This window comes from Desulfomicrobium aestuarii, assembly GCF_055385525.1.
On the sequence record NZ_AP042427.1, the window covers coordinates 1094352 to 1120594 of the forward strand.

At 66.0% G+C, this 26243-nt stretch carries 28 protein-coding genes; 14 read left to right on the forward strand and 14 right to left on the reverse strand.

All coding sequences use genetic code 11. From position 1 onward, the window contains the following. Positions 1-18 precede the first annotated feature (18 nt). From glyS to ACZ5AC_RS05105, 8 genes are all read left to right on the forward strand, one after another. Complete coding sequence (gene glyS, locus ACZ5AC_RS05070; RefSeq protein ID WP_464249868.1) at positions 19-2100, forward strand: glycine--tRNA ligase subunit beta; 2082 nt, start codon at positions 19-21, stop codon at positions 2098-2100. 110 nt (positions 2101-2210) lie between these two features. Further along, the gene (rpsT, locus tag ACZ5AC_RS05075) at positions 2211-2471 is read left to right on the forward strand and encodes a 30S ribosomal protein S20 (protein ID WP_464249869.1); all 261 of its coding nucleotides are present in this window, start codon (positions 2211-2213) and stop codon (positions 2469-2471) included. A gap of 229 nt (positions 2472-2700) precedes the next feature. Further along, positions 2701-3840: an ABC transporter substrate-binding protein gene (locus ACZ5AC_RS05080; RefSeq protein WP_464249870.1), complete on the forward strand. Its 1140-nt coding sequence runs from the start codon at positions 2701-2703 to the stop codon at positions 3838-3840. A gap of 62 nt (positions 3841-3902) precedes the next feature. Continuing rightward, complete coding sequence (locus ACZ5AC_RS05085; RefSeq protein WP_464249871.1) at positions 3903-4784, forward strand: branched-chain amino acid ABC transporter permease; 882 nt, start codon at positions 3903-3905, stop codon at positions 4782-4784. Between the two features lies 1 nt (position 4785). Next, the gene (locus tag ACZ5AC_RS05090) at positions 4786-5766 is read left to right on the forward strand and encodes a branched-chain amino acid ABC transporter permease (RefSeq protein ID WP_464249872.1); all 981 of its coding nucleotides are present in this window, start codon (positions 4786-4788) and stop codon (positions 5764-5766) included. Next, entirely contained in the window at positions 5759-6532 is a 774-nt protein-coding gene (locus tag ACZ5AC_RS05095; RefSeq protein WP_464249873.1) for an ABC transporter ATP-binding protein, read from the forward strand. Before ACZ5AC_RS05090 ends, ACZ5AC_RS05095 begins: the two co-directional genes overlap by 8 nt. 5 nt (positions 6533-6537) lie before the next feature. After that, entirely contained in the window at positions 6538-7266 is a 729-nt protein-coding gene (locus tag ACZ5AC_RS05100) for an ABC transporter ATP-binding protein (RefSeq protein ID WP_464250596.1), read from the forward strand. A gap of 150 nt (positions 7267-7416) precedes the next feature. Beyond that, positions 7417-8703, forward strand: coding sequence for a phenylacetate--CoA ligase family protein (locus ACZ5AC_RS05105; RefSeq protein ID WP_464249874.1), 1287 nt, complete (start codon positions 7417-7419; stop codon positions 8701-8703). A gap of 108 nt (positions 8704-8811) precedes the next feature. On the opposite strand, the gene ACZ5AC_RS05110 is transcribed toward ACZ5AC_RS05105, so the two are convergent. Next, on the reverse strand, positions 8812-9336 hold the full coding sequence (locus ACZ5AC_RS05110) for a universal stress protein (RefSeq protein WP_464249875.1): 525 nt from the start codon (positions 9334-9336) through the stop codon (positions 8812-8814). Positions 9337-9637: 301 nt separating this feature from the next. On the opposite strand from ACZ5AC_RS05110, the gene ACZ5AC_RS05115 reads away from it, so the two are divergent. Together ACZ5AC_RS05115 and ACZ5AC_RS05120 are read left to right on the forward strand one after the other, a co-directional pair. Further along, complete coding sequence (locus ACZ5AC_RS05115) at positions 9638-10612, forward strand: polysaccharide deacetylase family protein (RefSeq protein WP_464249876.1); 975 nt, start codon at positions 9638-9640, stop codon at positions 10610-10612. Between the two features lie 95 nt (positions 10613-10707). Continuing rightward, complete coding sequence (locus ACZ5AC_RS05120; protein ID WP_464249877.1) at positions 10708-11061, forward strand: response regulator; 354 nt, start codon at positions 10708-10710, stop codon at positions 11059-11061. Positions 11062-11255: 194 nt separating this feature from the next. Here the strand turns inward: ACZ5AC_RS05120 and ACZ5AC_RS05125 are convergent, their stop codons facing one another. The 3 genes from ACZ5AC_RS05125 to ACZ5AC_RS05135 are packed head-to-tail and all read right to left on the reverse strand — an operon-like array spanning position 11256 to position 12972. Then, the gene (locus ACZ5AC_RS05125) at positions 11256-11681 is read right to left on the reverse strand and encodes a hypothetical protein (protein ID WP_464249878.1); all 426 of its coding nucleotides are present in this window, start codon (positions 11679-11681) and stop codon (positions 11256-11258) included. After that, the gene (locus tag ACZ5AC_RS05130) at positions 11674-12639 is read right to left on the reverse strand and encodes a 4Fe-4S dicluster domain-containing protein (protein ID WP_464250597.1); all 966 of its coding nucleotides are present in this window, start codon (positions 12637-12639) and stop codon (positions 11674-11676) included. The genes ACZ5AC_RS05125 and ACZ5AC_RS05130 overlap by 8 nt, the downstream gene beginning before the upstream one ends. Positions 12640-12687: 48 nt before the next feature. After that, on the reverse strand, positions 12688-12972 hold the full coding sequence (locus tag ACZ5AC_RS05135; RefSeq protein ID WP_464249879.1) for a hypothetical protein: 285 nt from the start codon (positions 12970-12972) through the stop codon (positions 12688-12690). A 217-nt stretch (positions 12973-13189) separates the two neighbouring features. Here ACZ5AC_RS05135 and ACZ5AC_RS05140 point away from each other — a divergent pair, with 217 nt between their 5' ends. Beyond that, positions 13190-14557 carry a sigma-54 interaction domain-containing protein gene (locus tag ACZ5AC_RS05140; protein WP_464249880.1) on the forward strand — a complete coding sequence of 456 codons (1368 nt, stop codon included), beginning with the start codon at positions 13190-13192 and terminating at the stop codon, positions 14555-14557. 153 nt (positions 14558-14710) lie between these two features. Here the strand turns inward: ACZ5AC_RS05140 and ACZ5AC_RS05145 are convergent, their stop codons facing one another. From ACZ5AC_RS05145 to ACZ5AC_RS05155, 3 genes are read right to left on the reverse strand one after another with little or no spacing between them, the layout of a single operon-like run. Then, positions 14711-17095, reverse strand: a complete 2385-nt coding sequence (locus ACZ5AC_RS05145; RefSeq protein ID WP_464249881.1) for an FAD-dependent oxidoreductase — start codon at positions 17093-17095, stop codon at positions 14711-14713. A 14-nt stretch (positions 17096-17109) separates the two neighbouring features. After that, positions 17110-18744, reverse strand: coding sequence for a glutamate synthase-related protein (locus tag ACZ5AC_RS05150; RefSeq protein WP_028578599.1), 1635 nt, complete (start codon positions 18742-18744; stop codon positions 17110-17112). Continuing rightward, complete coding sequence (locus tag ACZ5AC_RS05155; RefSeq protein ID WP_464249882.1) at positions 18708-19838, reverse strand: class II glutamine amidotransferase domain-containing protein; 1131 nt, start codon at positions 19836-19838, stop codon at positions 18708-18710. Before ACZ5AC_RS05155 ends, ACZ5AC_RS05150 begins: the two co-directional genes overlap by 37 nt. 123 nt (positions 19839-19961) lie before the next feature. Between ACZ5AC_RS05155 and ACZ5AC_RS05160 the strand changes: the two genes are divergently transcribed. After that, on the forward strand, positions 19962-20255 hold the full coding sequence (locus tag ACZ5AC_RS05160) for a hypothetical protein (protein WP_464249883.1): 294 nt from the start codon (positions 19962-19964) through the stop codon (positions 20253-20255). Between the two features lie 286 nt (positions 20256-20541). Here the strand turns inward: ACZ5AC_RS05160 and ACZ5AC_RS05165 are convergent, their stop codons facing one another. The 4 genes from ACZ5AC_RS05165 to ACZ5AC_RS05180 are packed head-to-tail and all read right to left on the reverse strand — an operon-like array spanning position 20542 to position 22723. Further along, positions 20542-20829, reverse strand: coding sequence for a helix-hairpin-helix domain-containing protein (locus tag ACZ5AC_RS05165; RefSeq protein ID WP_464249884.1), 288 nt, complete (start codon positions 20827-20829; stop codon positions 20542-20544). Between the two features lie 3 nt (positions 20830-20832). Continuing rightward, a complete protein-coding gene (locus ACZ5AC_RS05170) occupies positions 20833-21885 on the reverse strand; it encodes a lytic transglycosylase domain-containing protein (RefSeq protein WP_464249885.1) in 1053 nt (350 codons plus the stop codon). Next, a complete protein-coding gene (locus ACZ5AC_RS05175) occupies positions 21882-22259 on the reverse strand; it encodes a DnaJ family domain-containing protein (protein WP_464249886.1) in 378 nt (125 codons plus the stop codon). The genes ACZ5AC_RS05170 and ACZ5AC_RS05175 overlap by 4 nt, the downstream gene beginning before the upstream one ends. After that, on the reverse strand, positions 22256-22723 hold the full coding sequence (locus tag ACZ5AC_RS05180) for a TlpA family protein disulfide reductase (protein ID WP_464249887.1): 468 nt from the start codon (positions 22721-22723) through the stop codon (positions 22256-22258). Before ACZ5AC_RS05180 ends, ACZ5AC_RS05175 begins: the two co-directional genes overlap by 4 nt. 150 nt (positions 22724-22873) lie before the next feature. On the opposite strand from ACZ5AC_RS05180, the gene aroL reads away from it, so the two are divergent. After that, positions 22874-23530, forward strand: a complete 657-nt coding sequence (gene aroL / locus ACZ5AC_RS05185; RefSeq protein WP_464249888.1) for a shikimate kinase AroL — start codon at positions 22874-22876, stop codon at positions 23528-23530. Here the strand turns inward: aroL and ACZ5AC_RS05190 are convergent. The 3 genes from ACZ5AC_RS05190 to ACZ5AC_RS05200 all read right to left on the reverse strand — a co-directional run bounded on the left by ACZ5AC_RS05190 (position 23527) and on the right by ACZ5AC_RS05200 (position 25937). After that, positions 23527-24834: a 4Fe-4S binding protein gene (locus tag ACZ5AC_RS05190; protein ID WP_464249889.1), complete on the reverse strand. Its 1308-nt coding sequence runs from the start codon at positions 24832-24834 to the stop codon at positions 23527-23529. The two genes, aroL and ACZ5AC_RS05190, sit on opposite strands and share 4 nt — an antisense overlap. Then, entirely contained in the window at positions 24831-25460 is a 630-nt protein-coding gene (locus tag ACZ5AC_RS05195; protein ID WP_464249890.1) for a 4Fe-4S binding protein, read from the reverse strand. Before ACZ5AC_RS05195 ends, ACZ5AC_RS05190 begins: the two co-directional genes overlap by 4 nt. Before the next feature lie 96 nt (positions 25461-25556). Next, positions 25557-25937, reverse strand: a complete 381-nt coding sequence (locus tag ACZ5AC_RS05200) for a pancreas/duodenum homeobox protein 1 (protein WP_464249891.1) — start codon at positions 25935-25937, stop codon at positions 25557-25559. A gap of 105 nt (positions 25938-26042) precedes the next feature. On the opposite strand from ACZ5AC_RS05200, the gene ACZ5AC_RS05205 reads away from it, so the two are divergent. After that, positions 26043-26240 carry a SlyX family protein gene (locus tag ACZ5AC_RS05205; RefSeq protein WP_464249892.1) on the forward strand — a complete coding sequence of 66 codons (198 nt, stop codon included), beginning with the start codon at positions 26043-26045 and terminating at the stop codon, positions 26238-26240. The last annotated feature ends 3 nt before the right edge of the window (positions 26241-26243 follow it).

Consider the following 26243-nt stretch of genomic DNA (forward strand, 5'->3'; position numbering starts at 1 on the left):
TGCATAGGGAGTTTTTTCATGAGTCATTTCGTTCTTGAGATCGGGGTGGAGGAGATGCCGGCGCGCTTCCTGCCGCTGCTGGACCGCGAACTGCGCGAACGCTTCGAGACCCTGCTCGGCGAGGCCGGGCTCGGATTCGGCGCCGTGGCCTCCTTTTCCACGCCCAGGCGTCTGGTGGTGGACATCACGGGTCTGGCCGACGTGCAGAAGACCGAGGAGATCGTCGTTTCGGGCCCGCCCGTGCGCATCGCCCTCGACGCCGAAGGCAAGCCGACCAAGGCGGGGCTGGGCTTCGCCAAGTCCCAGAACGTCGAGTTCGACCAGGTCTACGTGGAGAAGACGGACAAGGGCGAGTACCTGGCCCTGAAGAAGACCGTCGGCGGCCGCCCCGCGGCCGACATCCTGGCCGAGACCTGCGCGGCCGTTCTGCCGTCCCTGAACTTCCCCAAGAAGATGCAGTGGATCGGCAAGGACTGCACCTTCGGCCGTCCCGTGCGCTGGCTCCTGGCCATGCTCGACGGCAGGGCCGTGCCCTTCGGGTTCGCGGGCCTGACGGCCGGTTGTGAGACACGCGGCCACCGCGTCATGGGCCCCGGCCCCTTCGCCGTGCCCCATGCCGACGACTACGCCCGCGTCCTGCTTGAGCAGGGCAGGGTGGTCCTCGACACCGCCGACCGCAAGGCCGCCATCCGCGCCGACGGCGACCGCCTGGCCGCGGAAGCGGGCGGGACCGTCGAGTGGTCCGAGTCCCTGCTGGATCAGGTGGCCAACCTGGTCGAGACGCCGCGTGCCATGCTCGGCGGCTTTCACGAGAAATTCCTGGAACTCCCGGCCGAGGTCCTGCTGACGAGCATGGAGACCCACCAGAAGAGCTTCGGCCTGCGCGGCAAGGACGGAAAGCTCCTGCCGTACTTCCTGACCGCGGCCAACATCGAGTCCCGCGAGCCCGCCCTGGTCCGCAAGGGCTGGGAGAGGGTCCTGCGGGCCCGCCTGGAGGACGCCCGCTTCTTCTGGGAGGCAGACTGCGCCGCCACCTTCGAGCAGTGGCTGGACAAGCTCGACAAGGTCATCTTCATCGGCCCCCTGGGCACCATGGGCGACAAGACCCGCAGGCTCGGAAAACTGGCCTCGTCCATCGCCTCCCGCATCGCCCCGGGGCTGTCTGCGGACATGGCCCGCGCCGGACGTCTGTCCAAGGCCGACCTCGTGTCCGAGATGGTCTACGAGTTCGACGACCTGCAGGGCAAGATGGGCGGCATCTACGCCCGCATGAAGGGTGAGGGCGAAACCGTGGCCCAGGCCCTCTACGAACAGTATCTGCCTGCGGGCCAGGACTCCCCGCTGCCCGGGAGCATGGCAGGGGTCATCCTGTCCCTGGCCGACAAGCTCGACAACCTGGCGGGCTGCTTCGGCCTGGGCATGATGCCCACGGGCGCGGCCGACCCGTACGCCCTGCGGCGCAACGCCCTGGGCGTGTGCCGCATCGTCCTCGAAAAGGGCCTGACCCTGGATCTCGCGGATCTGCTGCGCGAGGCCCAGGCCGGCTACGAGGGCGTGGAGTGGAAGCTTGAGCCAGAAGAGGCCCTGGATAAGCTCATGGACTTCTTCGGCCAGCGCCTGCGCGCCTACTGGAATGCCCAGGGCGTGCAGACCCTGGTCCTGGAGGCGGCCATGGCCCCCGGCTTCGCCGACATCTTCGAGACTTGGCGGCGGGTCGAGGCCCTGGCCGACTTCAGCCGCGAGGCGGATTTCGAGGCCTCGGTCCTGACCTTCAAGCGCGCGGCCAACATCATCCGCAAGCAGGCCGGGCAGGAACTCTCGGGCCAGATCCGCGAGGACCTGCTCGAAGGCGAGGCGGAGAAGGCCTTCTGGACGGCCCTGCAGGGCGTCGAGCCCGAATGGGCCCGCCTGGCCGAGGCCGGCGACTACCCGAAGATGCTCGCGCTTCTGGGCGTCCTGCGTCCGGTGGTGGACGGCTTCTTCGACGGCGTCATGGTCATGTGCGACGATGCGGCCTTGCGCACCAATCGCCTGAACCTCCTGCAGCGTCTGGTCACGACCCTGGGGCGGGTGGCCGATTTCGGAAAATTCCAGGTCTAGCCTGTTCTGCGGGCTTGACAGTTTCCGAAGGCATCGGCTACAGCCACCGGATTGCAGAGACATCTTATTACTGACTGAAACACGCGTATATTTTTGAAAGGAGTTTTATCTTGGCCAATCACAAGTCTGCCCTCAAGAGACACCGCCAGAGCCTCAAGGCCCGCGAGCGCAATAGAATGATGAAAACCCGTGTGAAGAACGCCATGAAGGCCGTTCGCACCGCCATCGAGTCCCAGGACCAGGATGCCGTGACCGCCGCCCTGAAGGCCGCCACCACGGTTCTGGACAAAGCCGCGAGCAAGAAGGTCGTCCACTGGCGCACCGCCGCCCGGAAGATTTCCCGTCTTTCCCTGGCTGCGAACAAGATCTAGCCATACGCACCCGATTCAGTCACGAAAGCCCGTCATGATGCTGCATGACGGGCTTTTGCATTTTGGTGCCCCGGCAGTCATGGGGCTCCGGCCATAGGTCCTATACGACCTATGGGACTAATGGCTTCCCTCCTCGATTGACAGCCCATATGTCGCCGGGTTATCGATTATCGTTCGAATTGTTCCGTCCGGTTTTCCGGGTTCACCCTCACACGTTTCGGAGGTCTGCATGAAAGCGGCGAAGTGGGTCGTTGCACTTGTTGTCACCCTGCTGTCCGGCGGTCCGGCCCTGGCGGCCGACGCGATCAGGATCGGCGCCATCTTTTCCGTGACCGGCCCGGCCTCCTTTCTTGGGGAGCCCGAGAGGAACACTCTCGTCATGCTGCAGGACAAGGTCAACGCGGCCGGCGGCGTGAACGGTCAGCAGGTCGAGGTGATCGTCTACGACGACGAGTCCGACGTGAACAAGTGCGTCATGGCCGCCAAGAAGCTCCTGGACCAGGACGGCGTCAGCGTGGTCATCGGCCCGAGCATTTCCGGCAACACCCTGGCCATCTCCAAGTTCTTCTCCTCGGCCGAGGTGCCGCTGGTGTCCTGCGCGGCCGCAGAGAAGATCGTCAAGCCCGTGGACCCGTGGGTCTTCAACACGCCGCAGCTGGACCGCCACGCCGTGTCCAAGATCCTCCAGAACGCCAAGGCCAAGGGTTTCTCCAAGCTGGCCATCCTGACGGTCTCCGACGGCTACGGCCAGGCCGGACGCGCTGTCCTGAACGAACTCGTCCCGGCCGGAGGCTTCCAGCTCGTGGCCGACGAGGTCTACGGGCCCAAGGACACGGACATGACCGCCCAGCTGACCAAGATCAAGGGCGCCTCGCCCGACGCCATCATCTGCTGGGGCACCAACCCCGGCCCGGCCGTGGTGGCCCGCAACCGCGTCCAGCTGGGCCTGACAACGCCCCTGTACATGAGCCACGGCGTGGCTTCGGACAAGTTCATCGAGCTGGCAGGCGACGCGGCCGAAGGGCTCGTCCTCCCGGCCGGCCGCCTGGTGGCCGTGGACCTTGTCCCGGCCGACCATCCCCAGAAGCCGGTCCTGGACGCCTATGTGGCCGACTACGCCAAGGCCTACAACGCCCCGGTCTCGTCCTTCGGCGGGTATGCCCACGACGCCTTCGCCCTGGTCCTGGAGGCGGTGCGCAAGGGCGGTTCGGCCAAGGCGGCCGACATCCGCGACAAACTGGAGAAGATCGCGGGCTTCGCCGGCGTGTCGGGGGTGTACACCTACGGTCCCGAGAACCACAACGGGCTTGACGAGAGCGCCTTTATAATGGTCACCATCAAGAATGGGACCTGGAACGTGACCGAGTAGAACCGCAACGTCCGAACGGGCCGACGGATGGAAGCGTCCGCCGGCCTTTTTCTTGGGAGCACATGGACCCGTCGAGCCTCCTGCAGTACCTCATCACCGGCCTGACCCTGGGCAGCACCTACGGCCTGACGGCGCTGGGGTTCACCATCATTTTCAACACCACGGGCGTCATCAACTTCGCCCAGGGCGAGTTCGTCATGCTCGGCGGCATGATGAGCGTCTATTTCACCCGCGTCCTGGGCCTGGGCGAACCCGTGGCCGTGGTTCTGGCCGTGGTCGGGGCCACCGTGGCCGGGGCCCTGGTGGAACGCCTGGCCATCCGGCCCGTGCGCGACTGCCCGACCATCAACCTGATCATCATCACCATCGGCGTGTCCATCCTCATCCGCGGCCTGGCCATGCTGGCCTGGGGCAAGGACACCCACGTGCTCGAACCCTTTTCGGGCGACCGGCCCATCATGGTCCTGGGCGCGGCCGTCATGCCGCAGGCCCTGTGGGTCCTGGCCGTGAGCCTGCTGCTTCTGGCGGGCCTCAAGGCCTTCTTCTCCGGGACCATTCACGGCAAGGCCATGCTGGCCTGCTCCCACGACCCCAAGGCCGCGTCCCTGGTGGGCATCGGCGTGCAGCGCATGGTCCTGCTGTCCTTCATGATCTCGGCCCTGGTCGGGGCAGTGGGCGGGGTGATCCTCGCGCCCATCACCATGACGTCCTACGACGTGGGCATCATGCTCGGCCTCAAGGGCTTCGCGGCCTGCATCCTGGGCGGCCTGGGCAACCCCTTCGGGGCGGCGGCGGGCGGGGTCATCCTCGGCGTCCTCGAATCCCTGGGCGCGGGGTTCGTCTCCTCGGCCTACAAGGACGCCCTGGCCTTCGTCATCCTGCTGGCGCTTCTCTTCGTCAAACCATCGGGCCTGTTCGGCCTCAAAGACACCAAGCGGGTATGACGTGAGCTACCGCAAGGACATGATCTGGCTGGCCTGCTTCTTCGCGCTGCTCATGCTCGCGCCGGCGGCGCTGCCCAACAACTATTTCCTGACCATCCTCATCCTGGGCTGCCTGCACTCCCTGAACGCCGTGGGCCTGTGCCTGCTGGTGGGTCACGCCGGGCAGATCTCCCTGGGGCACGCCGGGTTCTACGGCCTGGCCGCCTATTCGAGCGCCTGGCTCAGCACAACGGCCGGCTGGCCCGTGGAGGCCTCCATGCTGGCCGGCGTGGCCCTGACCGTGGCCGTGAGCTTCCTCATCGGCATGCCGTCCCTGAAACTCAAGGGGCACTACCTGGCCATGGCCACCCTGGGATTTGGCATCATCCTGTCCATCCTCTTCACCGAGACCGTGGACATCACCGGCGGCCCCTCGGGCTTCGTCGGCATCCCGCGCCTGTCCTTCTTCGGCCATGAGGTGAAGAAGGACCTGGCTCTGTACCGCGTCGTGGCGGGCGTGCTCTGCCTGGCCGTGTGGCTGTCCTTCAACCTGCTGCACAGCCGCATCGGGCGGGCCCTGCGAGCCCTGCACACCGCCGAGAAGGCGGCCCAGGCCATGGGCGTGGACATCGCCCGCTACAAGCTCTTCGTCTTCGTCCTCTCGGCCGCGTTCTCGGCGGTGGCCGGCGTGCTCTACGCCCACTACCTGACCTTCATCGCGCCGTCGTCCTTCGGCTTCATGTTTTCGGTGGAGCTCATCGTCATGGTCGTGCTGGGCGGCATGGTCAGCGTGCCCGGAGCCATCGTCGGCGCATTCTTCGTGACCGTCCTGCCCGAGTTCCTGCGCGCCTTCGAGAACATCGAGGTCGTGCTCTTCGGGGCCATCCTCATCCTGTGCATGATGTTTTTGCCCGACGGCATGGCCGGGGGATGGAACAGGCTGTGGGCCCGGGCCAGGCGGGCCTGGGCGGCGCGCGGCGCCTCGGGGGCCGCTCATGGGTAGCGCGGTGCTGGCCACACGGGGCGTTTCCGTGCGCTTCGGCGGGGTGCACGCCCTGGCCGACGTGGACTTCGAGGCCGAGGCCGGCGCCATCACGGCCATCATCGGGCCCAACGGCGCGGGCAAGACCACGCTCCTCAATGTCATCTCCGGCATGGTGCCGCCAAGCGGCGGAAGCATCCGCTTCGACGGCCGCGACATCACCGCGGCCCCGGCCCACGAGCGGGCACGGGGAGGCATGGTCCGGACCTTCCAGAACCTGGAAATCTTCTCCAACATGACGGTCCTCGAGAACGTCGCCATGGGCTGCCATGGCCGCCTGAGCGTCCCGGCCTGGCACAGCATGCTGCGCACGCCGCGTTCGCGCAGGGTCGAGGCGGACATCCGGCGCGAGGCCATGGAAGCCCTGGAGTTCGTCGGCATGGCCGAGTACGCCCAGGCCACGGCCAAGGATCTGGCCTTCGGCCGGCAGCGCGCCCTGGAACTGGCGCGGGCCCTGGCGGCGCGGCCCCGGCTCCTGCTGCTGGACGAGCCGGCCGCCGGCCTGAACATCGCCGAGACCCAGGCCCTGGCGGCCATGATCGTGCGCATCCGCGACACCTATGGGCTTTCGGTCATCCTCGTCGAGCACGACATGGAACTGGTCATGGGCATCAGCGACGCCATCATGGTGCTCTGCTTCGGCCAGACCATCAGCCGCGGCACGCCGGCCCAGGTCCAGAAGGACCCGAAGGTCGTGGCCGCCTACCTCGGGGGGGACGAGGAATGAAGACCCTGCTGTCCCTCAAGAACGTCGACGTGTTCTACGGCCGCATCCACGCAGTGCGACGCGCCACCCTGCATGTGCGGCAGGGCGAGATCGTGGCCCTCATCGGCGGCAACGGCGCGGGCAAGACGACCATGCTCTGCACCATCTCCGGCCTGAACCGTCCCGGCCAGGGCAGCATCCTCTTCGGCGAGGAGGAGCTGACGCGCAGAAGTCCCGAGCAGATCGTGCGCGCCGGCATCTCCCACGTGCCCGAGGGGCGCCTGGTCTTCAGCCCTCTGTCTGTGGAGGACAACCTGCGCCTGGGGGCCTACACCCGGCCGCGCTTCCGCGACCGCGCCGCCATCGCCGAGGACCTGGAGACCATGTATGCCATGTTCCCGGTCCTGCGCGAGCGCCGGGCCCAGGCCGCCGGGACCCTGTCGGGCGGGGAGCAGCAGATGCTGGCCATCGGCCGCGCCCTCATGGCCCGCCCGCGGATGCTCCTGCTGGACGAGCCAGGCATGGGCCTGGCCCCGCTGGTGGTCCGCGACATTTTCCGGCATATCGTGGAACTGCGCGACCGGCTGGGCCTGACGGTCCTTCTCGTGGAGCAGAACGCGAAAAGCGCCCTGAAGATCGCCGACCGCGGCTACGTCCTGGAGAACGGCCGCGTCATCCTGCAGGGCAGCGCGGCGGAGCTGCTGGCCAACCGCGACGTCCAGCGCGCCTACCTCGGCCGCGAGCAGGACGCGTGAAAAGGCCCGATTGCCGCGTTGCTGCGGCCAAAACGGGCCCTCATGTATATATCGATACACTTCGGCCCCGTTTTGGCCTTGCGCCTTGCACTCGAACCTTTTCACGCGTCCTGCGCATGGTCGGGAATTTTGGGATATAGGGGGAGAACGATGTACTGGCAGAGCGAATATGAATGCATGGACCGCGGCGATCTGGAGCTTCTGCAACTGGAGCGGCTGCAGGCCACCCTGAACCGCGTGGCGCGCAACGTGCCCCTGTACCGGCGGCGCTTCGCGGAACTGGGCATCGACCCTTACGACGTGCAGTCCCTGGCCGACGTACAGCGCCTGCCCTTCACCACCAAGGCCGACCTGCGCGAGAACTACCCGTACGGGCTCTTCGCCGTGCCCCTGCGCGACGTGGTGCGCATGCAGGCCTCCATGGGCACCACGGGCAGACCCACGGTGGTGGGGTACACCTCGGGCGACGTGCGCCGCTGGTCCGAACTGGCCGCGCGCATCCTCACGGCCGGCGGCGTGACCAAGGACGACGCCGTGCAGATCGCCTTCAACTACGGCCTGTTCACCGGCGCCTTCGGCATCCACTCCGGTGCCGAGCTAATCGGGGCCTCCGTCATCCCCAGCTCCGGCGGCAACGCCCGGCGCCAGATCTCCATCATGCAGGACTACCGGACCACGGCCCTTATCTGCACCCCGAGCTACGCCCTGCACCTGGCCGACACCCTGGACGAGATGGGCATCAACAAGACGGCCTTGAGCCTGCGCTTCGGCCTTTTCGGCTCGGAGCCCTGGACCGAGGAAACGCGCCGCGAGATCGAGGAGCGCCTGGGCGTCCAGGCCACGGACAACTACGGCCTGAGCGAGATCACGGGCGTGGCCGGGGAGTGCCTGGAACGCGCTGGCCTGCACATCAACGAGGACCATTTCCTGGCCGAGATCGTGGACCCGGAAACCGGCGAGGTTCTGCCCGAGGGGCGGAAGGGCGAGCTGGTCCTGACCACCCTGACCAAGGAGGCCTTCCCCCTGGTCCGTTTCCGCACCGGCGACCTGACCACCCTCATCGGGGCGCCCTGCGCCTGCGGTCGGACCTTCAGGCGCATGACCCGCATCCCGGGCCGCAGCGACGACATGCTCATCATTCACGGCGTGAACATCTTTCCGGCCCAGATCGAGACGCTCATTGCCTCCACGGGTCTTGCGGACCCGCACTACCAGGTCGTCCTGGACCGCCAGGGGCACATGGACCAGGCCACGATTCTTCTTGAGGCCCCGGAGTCCTTCTGCACCGATTCCATCAAGCAGTCCCAGCGCATCCTCGAAAACGTGCGCATCCGCTTGCAGACCGAACTGGGCGTGTCCTTCGAGGTCCGCCTGGTGGAGCCTCGCACCCTGCAGCGCGAAGGCGGCGGAAGGATCGTTGATCGCCGCAAAATCTAGCGCCGAGCGACCAAAAGCAAAACGCCCGCGGCAGTGATGCCGTGGGCGTTTTGCTTTGATTGGCCGTTTCGTCCGCCGGCCCGCGTCGCGCAACCGGCCGAACCCGTTTCAGCAGGCGCACATGTCGTTCTGCAGGTTGGGGACGGGCGCGAAGCCGAGACGGCGCAGGCAGGAGCCGCCGCAGGAGTTGGCGCAGGCGCATTCGTCGCCCACGACGACCACCGGTACGGAGCTGCGCGCGCTGACCCTGTCGGACAGGGAGCCGAGAAACTTGCGCACGCCGGTCGCGCCGCCGGAACCCATGATGATCATGTCGCAGCGGTTGGCGCGGGCGGCGTCGACGATGGCGTCGGCCGGGGTGCCGTGGCCGATGACCGTCTTGAACATCACGCCGGCCTCGCGGCAGCCGTCCTCGTACAGGCGCAGGACCTTGGAGATGCGCTCCATTTCCCGCATGTTGATCTTCTTGCGGTCCTCGGGGCTGATGCGGGCGCTGACGAGGCTCAGGGCGTGAAAGAGCACGACCTTGCCGCCGCACTGCTTGGCGAGGCCTATGGCGTAACGCTTGGCGCGGCGGGAAGCTTCGCCGCCGTCGACGGGAACGAGAAAAGTTTTGAGGCCTGGCAGTTCCATATATATTTCCTCCGCAAATGTTTGAGTTGGTCAACCAACCAACTTGTGACACCGCTCACAAGGTCCGTCAAGAGGAATTTCCGCAAGGTTGAAAAAATGTCGGAGAGACGGCGCTGTGAGCACGCTGCGTTACGTTGACGCTTGCCCGTGAAGAGGCGCTGTGAGATCGTCTAGCGGTTTCACGGGCAGGTTCGTCGACTGTCAGGCATGCTCTTCAAACAAACCGGCAGGTTCCATGAAAGTTATGCGTCACGCGGTATGGTTCATTCTTCTCGCCGCCCTTGCGCCGGCGGGATTTGCGATGGCGGGACAGGGCTCGCGCGTTCTTCTGGACGGACTGTGGACCCGGGCGCAACTGGCCGGGAACCCGTCCGATCACGTGGTCACCCGACCCTACTCCAAACCCGCGGACCTCACCCTGCCCGCGCGGCTTGTACCCGTCTCGGGCCAGGCCGAAGTTCCCGCGGACCTGCGCGGCGTCATCCGCCGCGTGCATGTCCCGGCCGGGGCCAAGGTCCTGGCCCTGACCTTCGACCTGTGCGAGCGGGCCAGCAACCGTACGGGCTACCGCACCGAGATCGTCAATTTCCTGCGCGGGAAGGGCGTTGCGGCCACGTTCTTTGCCGGCGGCAAGTGGATGCGCTCCCACCCTGAGCAGACCATGCAGCTCATGGCCGACCCGCTCTTCGAGCTGGGCAACCACTCCTGGACCCATGCCAACCTGGCTCTGACGGACGAATTCGAGACCCGCGACCAGGTCCTCTGGACCCAGGCCCAGTACGAACTCCTGCGCGAAGAGCTGGCGCGCCGGGCCAGGGAACGCGGCCTGGGGGCGGAAATGGCGGCGGTGCCTGCGTCCATGTCGGTCTTCCGCCTGCCCTACGGCCGCAACTCGCCCGAAACCTTGGAGCGCCTGGCGGCCATGGGCCTGCCCGTGATCCAGTGGGACGTCCTGGGCGAGGGCGGCACGGGCACGGCGCGGGACATGGCCCTTCGCGCGGCGGGCGAGGTTCGGCCCGGGTCCATCGTGCTCATGCACGCCAACGCCGTGCCGCGCCATACGCATGAAATCGTCCCGTTCTTCGTGGACGAGCTGCTGCGCCGGGGATGGCGCTTCGTGACCGTGAGCGCTCTGCTGGCCATGGGCCGGGCCGAGACCGTGCAGGACGGCTACTTCGAGCGGCCCGGCGACAACCGGCAATTCGACACGGGCTACCCCGGCAAGGGGTCCCTGCATCCCGTACCCGGATCAGATTCAGGGAAGGTGCCGAAGTGACGTTTGCCCAAATCTGATTTCGGCGAGGAGAAGACAAAGATTTCTTTCAACGCCCGCTTGAATCTGCTAGGATATCGAAAAAACGGGAGGCAGCCATGGACCGCAAGAAAGTGCTGGTCATAGACGACGAAGAGCATGTGCGCATGCTCTATGACGCGGAGCTCCGTGCGCAGGGCTACGACGTGGCCGTGTCGGACGGCAGTGAAGACCCTCTGGAACTCGTGCGGCGCAACGCGCCGGATCTGATCATCCTGGACATCAAGCTCGGCAGCATATCCGGGCTCGACCTGCTACAGTCCATCCGCCAGAAACACCTGGACCTGCCCGTCATCCTCTGCACCGCCTACGACAGCTTCCGCTGCGACCTCAAATCCATCGCCGCCGACGCCTACGTGGTCAAATCCTACGACAGCACGGAATTGATGAACAAGGTCAAGGAACTCATCTAGAAATACGGCAAGGTACCGTTGCATTGGTGATGGCACGGATGAAGCCGACCGCCTGAATCTCTTTCTCGTGAAACGTCGAAAGCCCCGGCCAGAATGGCTGTCCGGGGCTTTCGATATTCAAGGAGGGAGGAGGAAGCGCGTTCCTTGGCGCAGGGTCAAACCATGCGTCCGCGTCCCGATCTGCCGGGTAGTCGTCAGGCCGTATTCTTCCGCGAGGTCACGGCCCGGCCCAGACTGACTGCGCCCAGCAGCATGACGAAGCCCAGGTGCGCCCAGTCCACGGCCATGACGAAGGTCGGGGAAAAGAACACGTCGGGCTGGTTCTTCATGACCCGCACGAGGCCCGTGAGCACGACTCCGGCCCAGCACAGGGCCAGGAGCAGCCTGCCGGGAGTCCATCTTCGCTTCATGGCCAGGGGCAGCCGCCAGCCCAGGAAGACCAGCAGGACGGCGGCCAGGCCGTAGTGCAGGACGTGGTTCAGGTAGTAGTCGGCCGTCCAGGCGAAGCCCGGCACGTCGGCCAGGTAGTAGCGCGCGAAGATGGGCATCTGCGCGAAGCCCGTGAAGAGCAGGGCGAAGACCGTCAGGCGGAAGATCAGGTTTAAGGTGCGCTCATTCATGGTCGTCCTCCGAAGCCGCGCCGCGGATCAGGTGCAGCGCCCCGGCGGCCAGCCCGGCCAGGGGGGCGGCGTAGACGGCCCGGGCCAGGATGTCTTCGGTGCTGAAGGGGTTGGCGACGGAGGCCAGGTGCGGACGCCCCGGCCCCGTCTCGACGGCCTGGTTCAGGACATCGAAGGGCACGGGCGAGACGTAGAAGGTATTGGTCCCGCCGTTCTCCGTGTCGCCGTAGAGGAAGCCGCCGGTTTCCTCGGCCAGCTTTCGGGCCAGGGCCAGGATTTCCTCGCGCGGCCCGATGGCCTGCACGCCCTCGGGGCAGGCCTCGATGCAGGCTGGCGTGCCGCCGGCCGCGACGCGGTCCCGGCAGCGGTCGCACTTGTACATGACGCCGTTGCCCGCGAAGCTCGGGGCGAGCTTCAGGTACAGGCCCACGCCCGTCTGGCGCTCGGGGATGTGCCACGGGCAGACGTCCTTGCACTTGGAGCCGCCCAGGCAGATCTCGTCGTTGATGGCCACGATGCCGCGTCCGTCCTTGGACGCCGCGCCCCAGGGGCAGAGGTTGGCGCAGGGCGGGTTCTGGCAGTGCAGGCAGCGCCGCGGGATGTTCAGTTCGAAGGTCCTGCCGTCGTACTCACCAGAAGCCGCCTGGATGTAGAGCCAGTTGTAGGGCGTCAGGCGGTCGTCCACGTCGCGCTTGTCGCTCCAGTCCGCGGCCTTGACCCGGGCCGGGTACATCTTCGGGAAAGGTTTGACGGGCTGGGGAAATCTTTGGGCGTTGGCCTCGCGGCAGGCCTCCACGCAGGCCCCGCAGCCGATGCATTTGGACAGGTCGAGCAGGGTGGCCAGGACTACGGCCTCTCGCGCGGCGGAGCCATCGTCGCCGGCCAGCGCCCGAGCAGGTCTGGCGACCGTCCCCGCGGCAACGGCAAGGCCGGAAGCGAGGAATGATCTGCGGTTCATTTTCATATTTTTCTCCGATGGGTTCGATTGGACATTTTGTCCTTCGTGCTAGCGGTTTTCGGCCTTGGGGACGGTTCTGGCGACACGGACGAGGTAGTCAGCGTCCTCCTCGAAGCCCATGGCGCAGGACACGATCTCGAAGGTGCAGTCGGGGCGGACCCGTTGCAGGTCATCCGGGAAATTCCTGTCGTTGGCCAGGATGTGCGCCCTTTCCCCGGGAGCGAGCCGTTTGATCAGGGCGCAGGTCTTGAGCATGCATAAGAAGTCCATGCTGTTGCGCATGTCGATCCGGTTCGCGGCATCCTTGCGTTCAAACTGGGCGTGGCACTTCATGCACCTCTCAGAGCGAAGGATATGCCAACACGGGTTGCTGAGCTGCGGTTCTGACGGAAAAATATCCATCTATCCGGGATAGTGGAGATAATTTGTCGCCCATGCAGTTGTGCGCGCTGTGTCAAGGGAGGATCCCTTGTAATTCATGTGTTTATAAAATAAACACATGAACAGGTATGTGTTCAGAAAGATAACGCTTTAGTTGACAGGTGAACAGATGGAAGACAATTTGAACCAATACTGGAAGACCGTGGTCAACACCATCCAGGACGGGGTCATGATCGTCACCCCGGACGGGCAGATCGTTTCCGTGAACCAGGCCCTGATGGAGATGACGGGCTATGCCAGGGACGAGCTCATCGGCGCTCCGTGTTCCATCCTCGGCTGTTCGGCCTGTGAGCTGGCCCGCGGCATCCCTCAATGCCACTTCTGCGTCATGTTCGAGAAGGGCGAGCTGCGCCGCCAGAAGTGCGGTCTGGTCAGGAAGGACGGCGTGCGCCTGCCTGTGGTCAAGAACGCCTCGGTCCTTCGCGACGCCGACGGCACGGTCATCGGCGCCGTGGAGACCATCACGGACATTTCCGACCTGGTGGACAAGGAGGAGCAGATCGAGATCTTCCGGCGCGAGCTGTCGGCCGAGGACAGCTATCACGGCATGGTCGGCCGGGACCCGCGCATGCAGCAGGTCTTCGACCTCATCGACGGCGTGGCCCGGACCGATACGCCCGTGGTCATCTACGGCGAGAGCGGCACGGGCAAGGAACTGGTGGCCAAGGCCATCCACGACGCCGGGCCGCGCCGGGAGCGGCCCTTCATCAAGGTCAACTGCGCGGCCCTGAACGAATCGCTGCTGGAGAGCGAGCTCTTCGGCCACGTCAAGGGCGCCTACACCGGGGCCCACAAGGACAGGGCCGGCCGTTTCGAGAGCGCGGCCGACGGGGATATCTTCCTGGACGAAATCGGCGACCTGCCCATGGCCACCCAGGTCAAGCTCCTGCGCGTTCTGGAGGAGAAGGTCATCGAGCGCGTCGGCGACCACCGCCCCATCCCGGTCCGCGCCCGCATCATCACTGCCACCAACCGCGACCTGCCGGAGCTGGTGGTCAAGGGACAGTTCCGCCAGGACCTCTACTACCGCATCAACGTCATCCCCATCCGCATCCCGCCCTTGCGCGAACGACGGGAGGACATCGCGCTTCTGGCCGCGCACTTCTTCCGTCGCAGCCAGATGAAGTCGGGCAAGCAGGTCCGCGGCATCTCCCGCGAAGCCATGGACCTGCTCCTGCGCCATCCCTGGCCCGGCAACGTGCGCGAACTCAGAAGCGCCTTCGAGTACGCATTGGTGGCCTGCAAGACGGACATGATCGAACCGCGCGACCTGCCGGCCGAGATTTTCACCCAACCCGCGGTCTGCCTCCCCGGCGAGGTCTCGGGCAGGAGCCTCGACGAGATCAAGAAGGAGCGACTGCGCAAGGCCCTGGAAGAGGCCGGGGGAAACAGATCCGAGGCGGCGAGGAAGCTGGGGATTTCACGGACGAGCGTGTGGAGCCAGATGAGAAGGTATGGGCTGAGCGACAAAGGCTGATGCGGCGAGGAGGCGAGCCATGCCGCGTTTGCCGTCCCTGTTCTGAACGTCGGTGAGTGTTGGCGTCCGATTCCTTTCGCGACAGTCATGAAAAAGGGGGAAGTCGCCTTCCCCCTTTCGTTGTTCAGTGGACGTCCTACGCCGTACTGGAATCTACCCCAACGGCGTGTTCGGGATCAGCGTCCAGATGCCGCATGGGCAGGCTCCGGCGCAGAAGCCGCAGCCGATGCACTTCTCACTGTCGCAGACCATGGCGAATTCGTTGTCCGGCAGAGCCTGGCGGCTGATGGCGCCGCGGGGGCAGATGGCCTCGCAGATGCCGCAGTCGCGGCACACGCCGCACGACGAGCACTCCTCTGCGCACTGGTCCAGGCTTTCGAAGCCGCCCAGGCGCGGGTCGAAGTAGGCCAGGTTCATGCGCGAGTAGTCGATGGTCTCGGACATGTGGTTGCCCGGGTCCATGTACTCGATGCGCGTCTTGAGCTCCTCCATCATGTCGGCCGTGACGGACAGGGGCCGGCGGCCGGCCACGATGTCGTCGATGGCCTGGGCCGCGCGGCGGCCGTCGCCGATGGCCTGGGTGAGTAAGCCCAGCTTGACCAGGTCGCCGATGGCGAAGACGTGCGGCTCCGTGGTCTGGTTGACCTCGTTGACCGTGATGAAGCCGCGCTCGCGGGCGATGTTCTCGGGGAAGGCCTCCAGGTCCGGCGTGTCGCCGATGGAGATGACCACCGTGTCGGCCGGCAGAACCCGCCCATCCGTCAGGACCACGCCCTCGGCCGTGATCTCCTTGGTGAAGCAAGGCCACATGAACTGGGCCCCGGCCTTTTCGGCCTCCTCGCGCTCCTTGCCGAAGGATGCGGGTTTCTGCACGTCGATCAGTGTCAGGCTCTTGGCCCCCAGTCGCGCGGCCTCGGTGGCCACGTCGCAGCCCACGTTGCCGGCGCCGATGACGACCACGCGCTCACCGACCTTGCCGTCGCCGTGCTTGGCGGCCTTGAGGAAATCGAGAGCCGTGACGAGCCGCTCGTTGCCGGGTACGGGCAGGGTGCGTGGGCGCTGGGCGCCGGTGGCCAGGACGATGAAGTCGTAGTCCTTCCTGATGGCCTCGAAGTCCTCGCGGGTCAGCTTCTTTTCCAAACGCACGTGGGGGATGACCTCGCGGGCGCGGTCAAGTTCCGCCGCCAGCACCTCGGGCGGGATGCGGTTCGCCGGGATGGAGGCCTGCAGCTTGCCGCCGAGCTTCTCGTCCATGTCGAAGACCGACGCCTTGTGACCTTTCAGGCGCAGCTGCCAGGCCACGGAGATGCCGGCCGGGCCGCCGCCGATGACGGCCACCTTCTTGTCCGAGGACAGGGGCAGCATGGGCGGGTGGGCGTTGATGCCCTCCTTGCCGAGCATCTTGGCGTCCACGGGCTTGAGGCTCCCCAGGCCGCGCGTGCAGCCCTCCATGCACAGGTTGGGGCAGAGGTAGCCGCAGACCGTGGCCGGGAAGGGCGTGAATTCCAGGGACAGGTCCACGGCCTCGGCCAGGCGGCCTTCGCGGATGAGCTGCCAGCGCTTCTGCACGGGGATGCCCGAGGGGCAGCTGGCCTGGCAGGGAGGCATGTACTTGCAGTTTTCCCAGACGGGCACGTTGCGGCGCAGCTCGCCCGTGGTGATGAGGCCGATGGGCGAGCGGTCCACCGAGGTCAGGTCGCCGACCAGGCCGCCGCGGCCGAGCTCCATGTCCCAGACCTTGGCGTGGAACTCGGACATGGACTTGCGCTTTCTGGTGATCTTCTCGTGCGGCGTCTTGGCCCGGGCCAGATGCCACTCCTCGCGCACGGCAAGCGTTGCGAAAAGGTCGTCCTTGCCCAGCTTGTTCAGGAACTGCTTGAGGTTTTCGGTCAGCCAGGCCCAGTCGTCGTCGGTGATGGGGGCGTGGATGGCGTCGGCGGCGCTGACCGTCTGCTCCTGGCCGCGGTAGAAGATGCGGCCGCCGACCATGCCCACGCAGGGCCGGTAGCCCAGGGTGGAGGCCCGGTCGATGGCGTCCACGCCGCAAACCACGGCCACGCCGCCGGCCATGAACTCGGCGAAGTAGTCCCCGGCCTGGCCCAGGACCCACAGTTCCGGGGCGGGAAAGCGCGGGTTCTGCTTGGTCATGGTCATGGAACGGGAGCCGACGTCGCCTCCGACAAAGACCTTGCCCTGGGCCATGGCGTTGCAGGTGCCGTTGCCGGCGTTGCCGTGCACCACGACTTCGGCGCCGGCGTTGAGCCAGCCCGTGTCGTCCGAGGCCGGGCCCTTGACCTCGATGAAGGTGCCGGGCACGCCCAGGGAGGCCATGCGCTGGCCCGGCGCGCCGGTGATGGTGACATGAATGGGCTCGTCCTTGGCCACCCACAGACGGCCGCCCAGGCCGTGCTGGCCGCAGGCCTCGATGGTCAGTTCGCGCGCTCCCTGTCGCACGGCATCCTGGATGCGTTCCTCCAGGATGCGCGATTCCAGGCGCACGCCGTTTTCCTTGCCCGCAATGAATGTGTTGTTCTGCATATCCGCTTCTCTCCCTACACCACGTACTTGATGGCCAGTCTGTCAGCCGCGTCCTTGTCTGCGATGCCTAGGGCGTCGGACATGCCGATGGGCAGCGAGGTGGAGCGGCCCAGGGGGGCGACGATCTTCTTCAGTTCCGTGTCGAAGCTGACGTAGAGGTCCACCAGCCGTTCAGCGACCTTCTCCGGATCGAGGCGGCGGTACACGCGCGGATCCTGGGAGGTGATGCCCTTGGGGCAGACGCCGATGTTGCACACGTTGCAGCGGTCGGACTCGGAGCCCACGCACCCGGCCGCGGCCTGCATGGCGTACTTGCCGATCTGCACGGCCGAGGCGCCCAGCATGATCAGGGCCGCGGCGTTGGCGGCCAGGTTGCCGTTCTTGCCGATGCCGCCGCCGGCGATGAGCGGGACCTCGTTCTGTTTGCCGATCTTGCACAGGGTCAGGTAGGCGTCGCGGATGTTGGAGGCGATGGGGCTGCCCATGTGGTTCATGGACACGTTGTAGGCCGCGCCGGTGCCGCCGTCCTCGCCGTCCACGGCCAGGCCCGCGGCGTAGGGGTTGCGGCAGAGGTTGTTGAGCACGGCGTTGGTCGTGGTCGTGGCCGAGATCTTGGGGTACACGGGCACGCGGAAGCCCCAGGCCATGGACATGGACTGGATCATCTTGGCCACGGACTCCTCGATGGAGTACTGGGTCTGGTGCGTCGGCGGGCTCGGCAGGCTCACTCCCGGAGGCACGCCGCGGATGGCCGCGATGAGCTTGTTGACCTTGTGCCACATGAGCAGGCCGCCGTCGCCGGGCTTGGCGCCCTGGCCGTACTTGATCTCGATGGCGCAGGGGTCTTCCTTCATGTGCGGGATGGCGTGGATGATCTCGTCCCAGCCGAAGTAGCCCGATGCGATCTGGAGGATGACATATTTGAGGAAACGCGACCTGAGCAGGCGCGGCGGACAGCCGCCCTCGCCCGTGCACATGCGCACGGGCATGTTCAGTTCCTCGTTCAGGTACGCCACGCCCATCTGCAGGCCTTCCCACATGTTCGGGGACAGGGCGCCGAACGACATGCTGCCGATCATGAGCGGGTAGATCTCGCGCACGGCCGGGGCCCAGCCCTGCTCCTTGAAGGTGGCCAGGCCTTCGGCCGGGGACTGGATACGCCCGATCAGGGTGCGCAGGTCGAACTCGTGGCGGCCCGAGTCCAGGGCCGGGTCCGTCAGCATGGAGATGCGGATGAACTTGATCTGGTCGAGCACCGAGCCGCTGTCGTTGCGCCGGCCGCCGCGGGTGCGGGGCTGTCCGCCGAGGTTGACGTGCATGCGCAGCTTGTCCTTCTCGTCGGAATGCATGGGCATGATGGCGTCATTGGGGCAGACCATGGTGCAGGTCGCGCAGCCGATGCAGGCCTGATGCGGGGCCGTGCGCTGGCGGATGCCGTAGTAGACGGTGTGCTCGTTCTCGGGCTTGCTCTTCAGGCCGGCCGGGACCTTGACGATGCGCTTGCGGAAGGTGCCGAGCTCCAGCGTCTGCATGGGGCACACGGCCGCGCACTGGCCGCACAGGGTGCAGCGGTCCTTGTCCCAGCGGATCTGCCAGGGCAGGTCCTTGAGGCTCAGTTGGGAAGGGGTAATGGCTGCGACTGCCGACATACTCTGACCTCCTGGCGGTCCGGGCCAACGATGGCCGAATCCAGATGCATGGGTTGGAAATCCTGGGACTTGTCACGATCGGGGATGGCCAGGTCCAGGCCGCATATCTCGGACGAGAACGCGTACAGGCCGGGACGTCCGCCGACCACGCCGGGACGCAGCTTCTTGCTGTCCTGCACCATGAACATGGACTTGTCCGGCAGGCAGCCGATGACGCAGTTGGGGCCGTCGATGATGAGGCGCCGGCAGATCTGCTTCAGTTTGGACAGGAAGGCCTGGTCGGGGTGACCCTTCATCTCGTGGTCCTTCAGGGGCGTGATGATGTGCTTGTACGCCTCGAAGGGCAGGCCCAGCCTGCGGATCGTGTAGTGCAGAATGTGCGTGAAGACCTCGGAGTCCGAGTTGTAGCCTTCGTAGCCGGGCACTCCCTGGCCCATGAGGTAGTCGCGGATGGGCACGAAGGCCGTGTTCTCGCCGTTGGTCATGGTGCTTAAGCCCTCGATGAAGAAGGGGTGGCAGGCGTAGAGGTTGATGGCGTAGTTGGTGTTCTGCCGGCCCTGGGCCAGGATGAGGCGGCTCATGATCTCGGGCCGGTCCAGGCCCAGGTACTCGCCGACCTGCAGCGGGTCGCCGATTTCCTTGATCATGACCGTGTCGGGCCAGAAGGAGAAGACGGTCATGCTCTCGTCCTGCAGGCCCATGTGCTTGAGTTCCAGACGGGTCTTGAGGTAGCCCTGCCCCTTTTCGGTGTCGTTCAGATCCTTCCAGGAGGCGGGGATGTCGTAGGCGCGGACCACGTAACGGTCACGCCGGGGCGTCCAGGTCGGCAGCGGCCCCTTGGGCGTGATGGGCATGTCGTACCTGAGCGTGAAGCCCTTGGCTTCCATGAACTCGTCGAGACGTTTCATGCCCAGGTCGGTGAAGATTCCGGACAGGACGGGGCTGTCCTTCATGGACTCGAACGGACCGGCCAGATCCGACAGGTACAGGCCGACGCCCGAGCCGTCGTGTCCCTCGCGCATGACATCCAGGGCCCGGATGGCATCCATGGGGGAGACGGGGTCGCTGCTGGTCAGCGCAAACAATCGACACATAGCGCGCTACTCCCTGATGAGTGTTCTATCCCCGGCGCCGCTGAGGGGTGGATGCCCATATGACAGAAATGTCATATTTTCCCAAGGCGACAAGGCTTTTAATGACAAAATTGAAGAAAAAACATGCTCCTCGGCCCGAAATTCGGGCCGGGGAGATGGAATAAGCAAGGAAGAGGCCAAAAAATCGATTATCGGATGGGAAAACAGGCGGTCAAGTGGGAAATATTCCCGGTGTCGTTGGGAAGATTTCCTGTTGCTGAGGATGTCCAGTACAGATGGGCGAAACCGGCGCTGATTAAGTGTGCGGGGCTATTCAATATTCGAGCCTACGCGGCCGCCTTCCTGACCGGTCCGGACGAGGCCCGTCGAAACTCCTTCGCCGGCCTCGTAACGTTTTTCCGTCGCTTCTTCGAATAGAGGCTTTCACTTCGGGCGGCGGGCGCCGGGAAAACGAACTATGCCTGGCTCAGTCAGACAGTCGATGGGCCTCGTCCGGACCGGTCAGGAAGGCTTGGTTCGGAGCACGGAGGAGAGGCTGGGAAGCGGAAGACGGGGAAAAGCTTGGATCCCCGCCTTCGCGGGGATGACGTGGTGATATTGCGGAAAACGGCGAACCATTCAGGCGATGGCAATACGCACTGTCTCGTGTCATCCCCGCGAAGGCGGGAATCCATTCTTCCGGGCGGCGTGCGAAGGGACCGGCTCAGACGATGGGCCGTTTCTTCCTCTCCGGCGTGTAGTGCCACCACGGCCTGGGCTCCCCGCCGTCCATGAATCTGGTCACGGAGACGAGGACGTCCAGCACGCAGGGGTCCTGGCGGACGCCGGTCAGTTCGCTGAGGCGGTCGTAGAGAGCCTGCGGGTCCTGGCCGGCGAGCTGCGCGGGGTGGTCGAAGCCCAGCAGGCGCAGGTCGCGGGCCATGGCCGGGCCGATGTTGGGCAGGTCGGTCAGGGTTTCGAGACGGTCGCGGCTGACTTTGGACGGGTTCATGACCTATCCCATGCGCCGGGCGATTTCATGGTGGTTGACGAGGATCTTGCTGACGTAGTCCACGGTCTCGGCGAAATTGGGGATGCGGCCGTAGGGTTCGTAGATGCCGGCCTTTGAGTAGTCCGTGTTGCCCAGGCCCGCGTTGTAGCCGGCCGTGGCCGCGAGGATGTTGCCGCTGCGGGAGCGCAGGTTTTCGGCCATCATTCGGACCATGGCGTCGACGCAGTGCTGGTAGAGGACGCGCTGGTCGAACTTCTCGAAAAAGGCCGCGTCCTGGGGGGTGAAGATGGAGCGGCCCCGGAAGTTCTCCTCCATGTACAGCCGGCAGTTGTCCCGGGCCATGGCGTAGCTGGACTGCAGGAGGTCCATGCGGTCCAGGGCCAGGGCGTAGGTCCCGGCCGAGGGGATGGCCTTGCCAGCGGTCTGGGCGTTCAGCAGGGTGCGCAGGAGCTTGGAGGGGTTGCCGAAGAGGTCGGGCTGTTCGCGGCGCAGGGCGCGCATCTGCTCGCGGCGCTCGGCCATGTTCGCGAATTCCGGTTCCAGGTCCGCTCGCCGGGCGAAGCCGGCCGGCTGGCCGTGGGCGTCGGCGCAGACCATGCCGTACCCCCGGGCCGTGGCGGAGATGAACTGGCAGGGCCCCACTGCCAGGGCCGAGGACACGGCGAACTCGCAGAAGAAGGACTCGGCCATCATCTGGCCCATGATCCAGCACGGGTCCACCGGGTGGATGGCGGCATGACGGATCACGCCGCGCACCACGTGCTCGCAGATGAGGGGGATGCGCGCGTTGAAGTCCACCTCGGCCAGAGGCTTTTTCCAGACCGGGAGGTTGCCTTTGGGGTAGCCCTCGATGATGAAGGCCAGCACCGACTGGGCCAGGGCGTGGGCGTAGCCGGGGGCGGACACGCGTTCCAGGGTCCGCGCCGGGTCCTTGGTCTGGATGACGCGTATTTCGGACACTTCGGACACGGCCGTGGCCCGGGCCTCTCCGCCCAGCAGGGGCAGGAGCAGGGGGGCGAGGGCGGCCTTGAGCAGGGTACGGCGATGTGGGTTCATGATGTGGTGTTCAGGGTGGTTCGGGCCACCACCTTTTGGAAGTACGCCTCGTTTTCCTCCTGCAGGAGGCCGCCATGGCGGATCTTGGCGCGGGCCAGGAAGAGCTGGACCTTCTGGATCTGGCGCATCTTGCGCAATTCGTCCGTCTCGCGTTCCAGGCATTCGATCAGGGAGCGGATTTCCCGCTGGGACTGGATGGCTTCGGGCACGTAGCCGGAATTCTTCAGGACCTTGTAGGCCATGCGCAGGGATTCGGGCATGAACGGGTCCGACTGGTCGGGAAGCGGCCGTCCCTGGCCTTCGAGCCCCTCGAACTCCCCGCGCTGCTGGGCTTCGATGATCGCCCTCTCGGCCAGTTCCGCCAGAATCTTCATGGTGTTCCCAGCAGTCGCGCCACCACGTGGCGGAAGCTTTCCTCGGGGATGAACCCGAGGTGGTCGAGAATCTTCTTGCCCTGGCGGTCGTAGATCAGGGTGCGGGGGATGGAGCCGATGTCCATCATGGAGCCGATGGAGCCGTCGTCGATGAAGATGGGAAAATTGACCTTGTTCTGCTTGATGAAATTCTCGACGGGCTTGGGATTGTAGTCCACGGAGATGCCGACGATGCTCAGGTCGCTTTCGGCGAATTCCCTGCGTACGTTCATGAGGCCCGGAAACTCCTTCACGCAGGGGCTGCACCAGGTGGCCCAGTAGTTGATGATCAGGACGCGCCCCTTGTTCGAATCGATCAGGTTGCGCAGGCCCTGCACGCCGATTTTCTCGACGCCCTGGGCCATGAGGATCGTGGGAGCGCAGAGGAGCAGCAGGGTGACGAACAGGGTTTTCAGGGCCTTCATGGGCGATCCTTGTTGGGTTGTTGGTGCGGAAGAATGGATGCTAGCCCGAGTTGCGTTTGGCCGTCAACGTACGGGGCAGTCGGTATTGCGCGTTGCAATTTGGCCCTTTTTGAAGGATTCGGGATGCCGTCGATGACGAGGAGGACAACCATGACGACATTCATCAAGAAGAAAACCGAGATCGAAGAGTCCGGCGCGACCATGACCTTCCGTCCCGGCCAGTTCAAGCGCGCCCCCTTCTCCCTGGCGGAGAAGAACATCTATCTGCTCGGCATGCGCGGCAGCGGCAAGACCACTGTGGGTGCGGCCCTGGCCGCCGTTCTGGGCTGCTCCTGCCTCGACACCGACGCCCTGGTCGTCGAAGCCGCGGGCAAGACCATCGAGGCCATCGTCGCCGACGCGGGCTGGGACGAGTTCCGCCGCCTGGAGACCGAGGCCCTGGCCCGGGCCGCGGAGCTGCCCGGCAAGGTCGTGGCCACGGGGGGCGGCATCGTCCTGTCCCAGGCCAACCGCGACCTCATGTACCGCACGGGCGTGAGTTTCTATCTGGCGGCCGACGCGGCGCTGCTGATAGGCAGGCTTCTGCGGGACTCCAATGCGGCCCAGCGACCTTCCCTGACGCCCCTGGACCTGCACGACGAGGTGGCCGCGGTCATGGCCGAGCGCGAGCCCTTGTACATGGCGGGCATGGACCACATGCTCCAGGCCCACCGCAGCGTGGACGAGCTTGTCGACGACATCCTCGTGGCCCTGGGCCTCAAGGAGTGGGACTTCTCCGAGAAGGAGCGGGTCCTCGACAGATACTAGATGCGGGCCACCGCCAGAAAGACGGCGTGCAGGGCGCAGACCAGGGTGATGAAGACCTGCCGCGCGCGGTCCCGCCCCAGGCCCGGAAAGGCGTAGCCCAGGTGCCCGTGGGGGCAGCGCGGCAGGCAGTCGCCGCACAGTGAGCAGGTCAGGCCGGGGCGCTTTCGTTCGAGATCGGCCCGCGTCAGGGCGTTGTAGCGGCAGGCCTTGGCGCACAGGCCGCAGCCCGTGCAGGAGCTGTCGATGGACACGCGCCAGGGCAGGATGCGGCCTACGAGGTTGTTCAGGAGGCCGATGGGGCACCAGGCCGTGCAGTGGACCATGGTGCCGCTGCGGCGCGAAATCAGGGCCATGACTGCCACCCCCGCCAGGCCGAACACCGCGGCCAGGCCGAGGCCCCAGGCCCAACCCGCCCCCAGGGCGCGCAGGACCAGGGGCGCGGCCACGGCGGCGGCCAGGAGTCCGGCCCGCAGGCGCGGCGCCCAGGCCGGCAGGGCCTTGGGTTTGCCGTCGTGGAGCCGGGCCAGCCGGTCGTCCCAGGCCCCGATGTAGCAGAGGTGGCTGCACCAGGCCGGACCGACCAGCAGCAGCGACACGGCCAGCAGGATGGGCATGAAGAAGCCTTCGCCGCGGAACAGGGGGCCCGAAACGATCAGGGCCGGGACGGGCAGGTGGAGTTTTCCGGTCATGAGAAACGGGTCCCAGCCCGCAAGGCCGAGCAGCAGCTGCCCGAAGAAGACGGCCGAGAACAGGGTCCAGATGCGCCCGCGGATCTCGGCCGAGGGCCCGTCCAGCATCCAGCCGGCCACGAGGCTGCCGTAGACGGCGAAAAGGGCGATCCAGAAAGGCCACGAGCCGGGGAAAAACCGCTCGCCCAGGAGCAGGGGAAAGGGCGTTTTGGACACTGCCAGGGCGAGGATGCCGGCCACGAGCAGGGCCACGGCCGTGGAAACGGCGTCGCGGGGCCGCACCGGCCCGAAGATGCGTCGCCCCGGGTTCCCCGCCAGCAGGAATGCCGCGGCCGCGTGGGCCAGACTGACGGCGCCCAGGATCAGGGCCAGGCGCACCCAGGGCAGCCCGAAGCTCATGCGCCAGGCCACCAGGGACTGGGTCTGGAAGGCCCACAGGGCCGTTCCGCCGACGGCGGCCAGGATGAGCAGGGGCCTGGGCAGGAATTTCGGGAACCAGACCGCGGGAACGAGGATGAGCGCGGGCAGGGCTTCCCACAGGGTGCCGAAGCGCAGAAAGTGCGCCGCCGAGGTCAGGGCGCAGAGGGTGAAGAGGACGCGGGTGAAGGTCTTCATGGCCGCACCGCCGCGTCGAAATTTTCCCGGCCCATCCTCTCGACGAGATCCCCGAGGCGCAGCCCCGGCCGGCCTTGGGACATCAGCACGCGCAGGACCCGCTCCAGGATGCCCATGGCTTCGGGCAGGCCGTAGACGCCCAGTTCGTGGGCCAGGCGCGGGTGCCGGCCGAGCTTGCCGCCCAAGAGCACGCGCCAGCCCGTTTCGGCGGTCCGCAGGGCGCCGGAGGGGCAGACCCGGACGCAGGCCCCGCAGCCCAGGCAGCGGGACGGGTCAAGACCGATGGAGTCGCCCAGGGTCAGGGCCTTTTCGGCGCAGACGTCGACGCAGAGCCCGCAGGCCGTGCATGCGCCCGGGTCGACGCCGACCCGGCCGAAGGCGATCAGGCCGAAGTCGGCGATATGCGGCTGTGAGCACCCGTTGGGACACGAGGCCACGGCGAGGCGGAACTGGTGATGGTGGCGGATGAGCTTCACGCCTGCGGCGAGGAAGGCGCCCCAGCCGGAGCGGGCCATGACGGCGCCTATTTCTTCGGAAATATCCCGGCCGATGACTGCGTGGGGGCATCCGGTCGCGCCGCGGCAGACCTTGAGACTGTGCGTGGGGAGAGTGTCGGGGGTGGTCATGCCGTCATCCTGGCGCAAAACGATTCGGGAATCCTTGACCTGGGTCAAAAATTCCCGAATTGCACGCGCTGCCGAGCCGGAAATTGACGCTGTCCGTCAGGCGATCCTGATGGTAAAGGGAATGACGTGCAGGCTGCGCGATATCTCCCGGGTGGCGCCCAAGGCCCAGGATGCGGGGATTTTGCCGATGCGCTCGCCGAGGGTCTGGGCCAGCTTGGCCACGGCCAGGACCGGGTGGCGGGTGAAAACCTGGGGCAGGCCGTAGGTCAGGTTGCAGGCCAGGCACATGCCCGGGCGCTGGTGCAGCTGGAAGGTGAAGGCGAGTTCGTCCGGTCCGTGCTTTTCGAACCGCAGCCGGATGTCGTAGGCACCGTCCTCGGCATCGCCGAAAAGGGCCTCGAAAAAGGCGTCGGTCCGCGACTGGGGGAAGACCTCGTCCAGGTAGTCGGGGGTGAAGATCTGGGCGGCGTTGGTCATGGGGCGTCTCCTGTGGGTGCCGGATTGATGGCGGTTTCCTATCGGCGCCCCCCGCTTCAGGTCAAGGGAGATGACCGCCAAACCACACCGCTGCCGGAGGAGCACATGCAGGAAAGACTGGAAGACATTGAGATCAAATACCTCTATTTACAAAAAACGGTTGATGAGCTGAGCTCGGTTGTCATAGAACAGCAGAAGGAAATCCGGGAGCTTCGGCACCTGGTGACGCTCTTGGGCAGGAAGCTGAAGGACGTCTCCGCCATGCCCCCCTTCGATCCAGATGAAAAACCGCCCCACTACTGAACA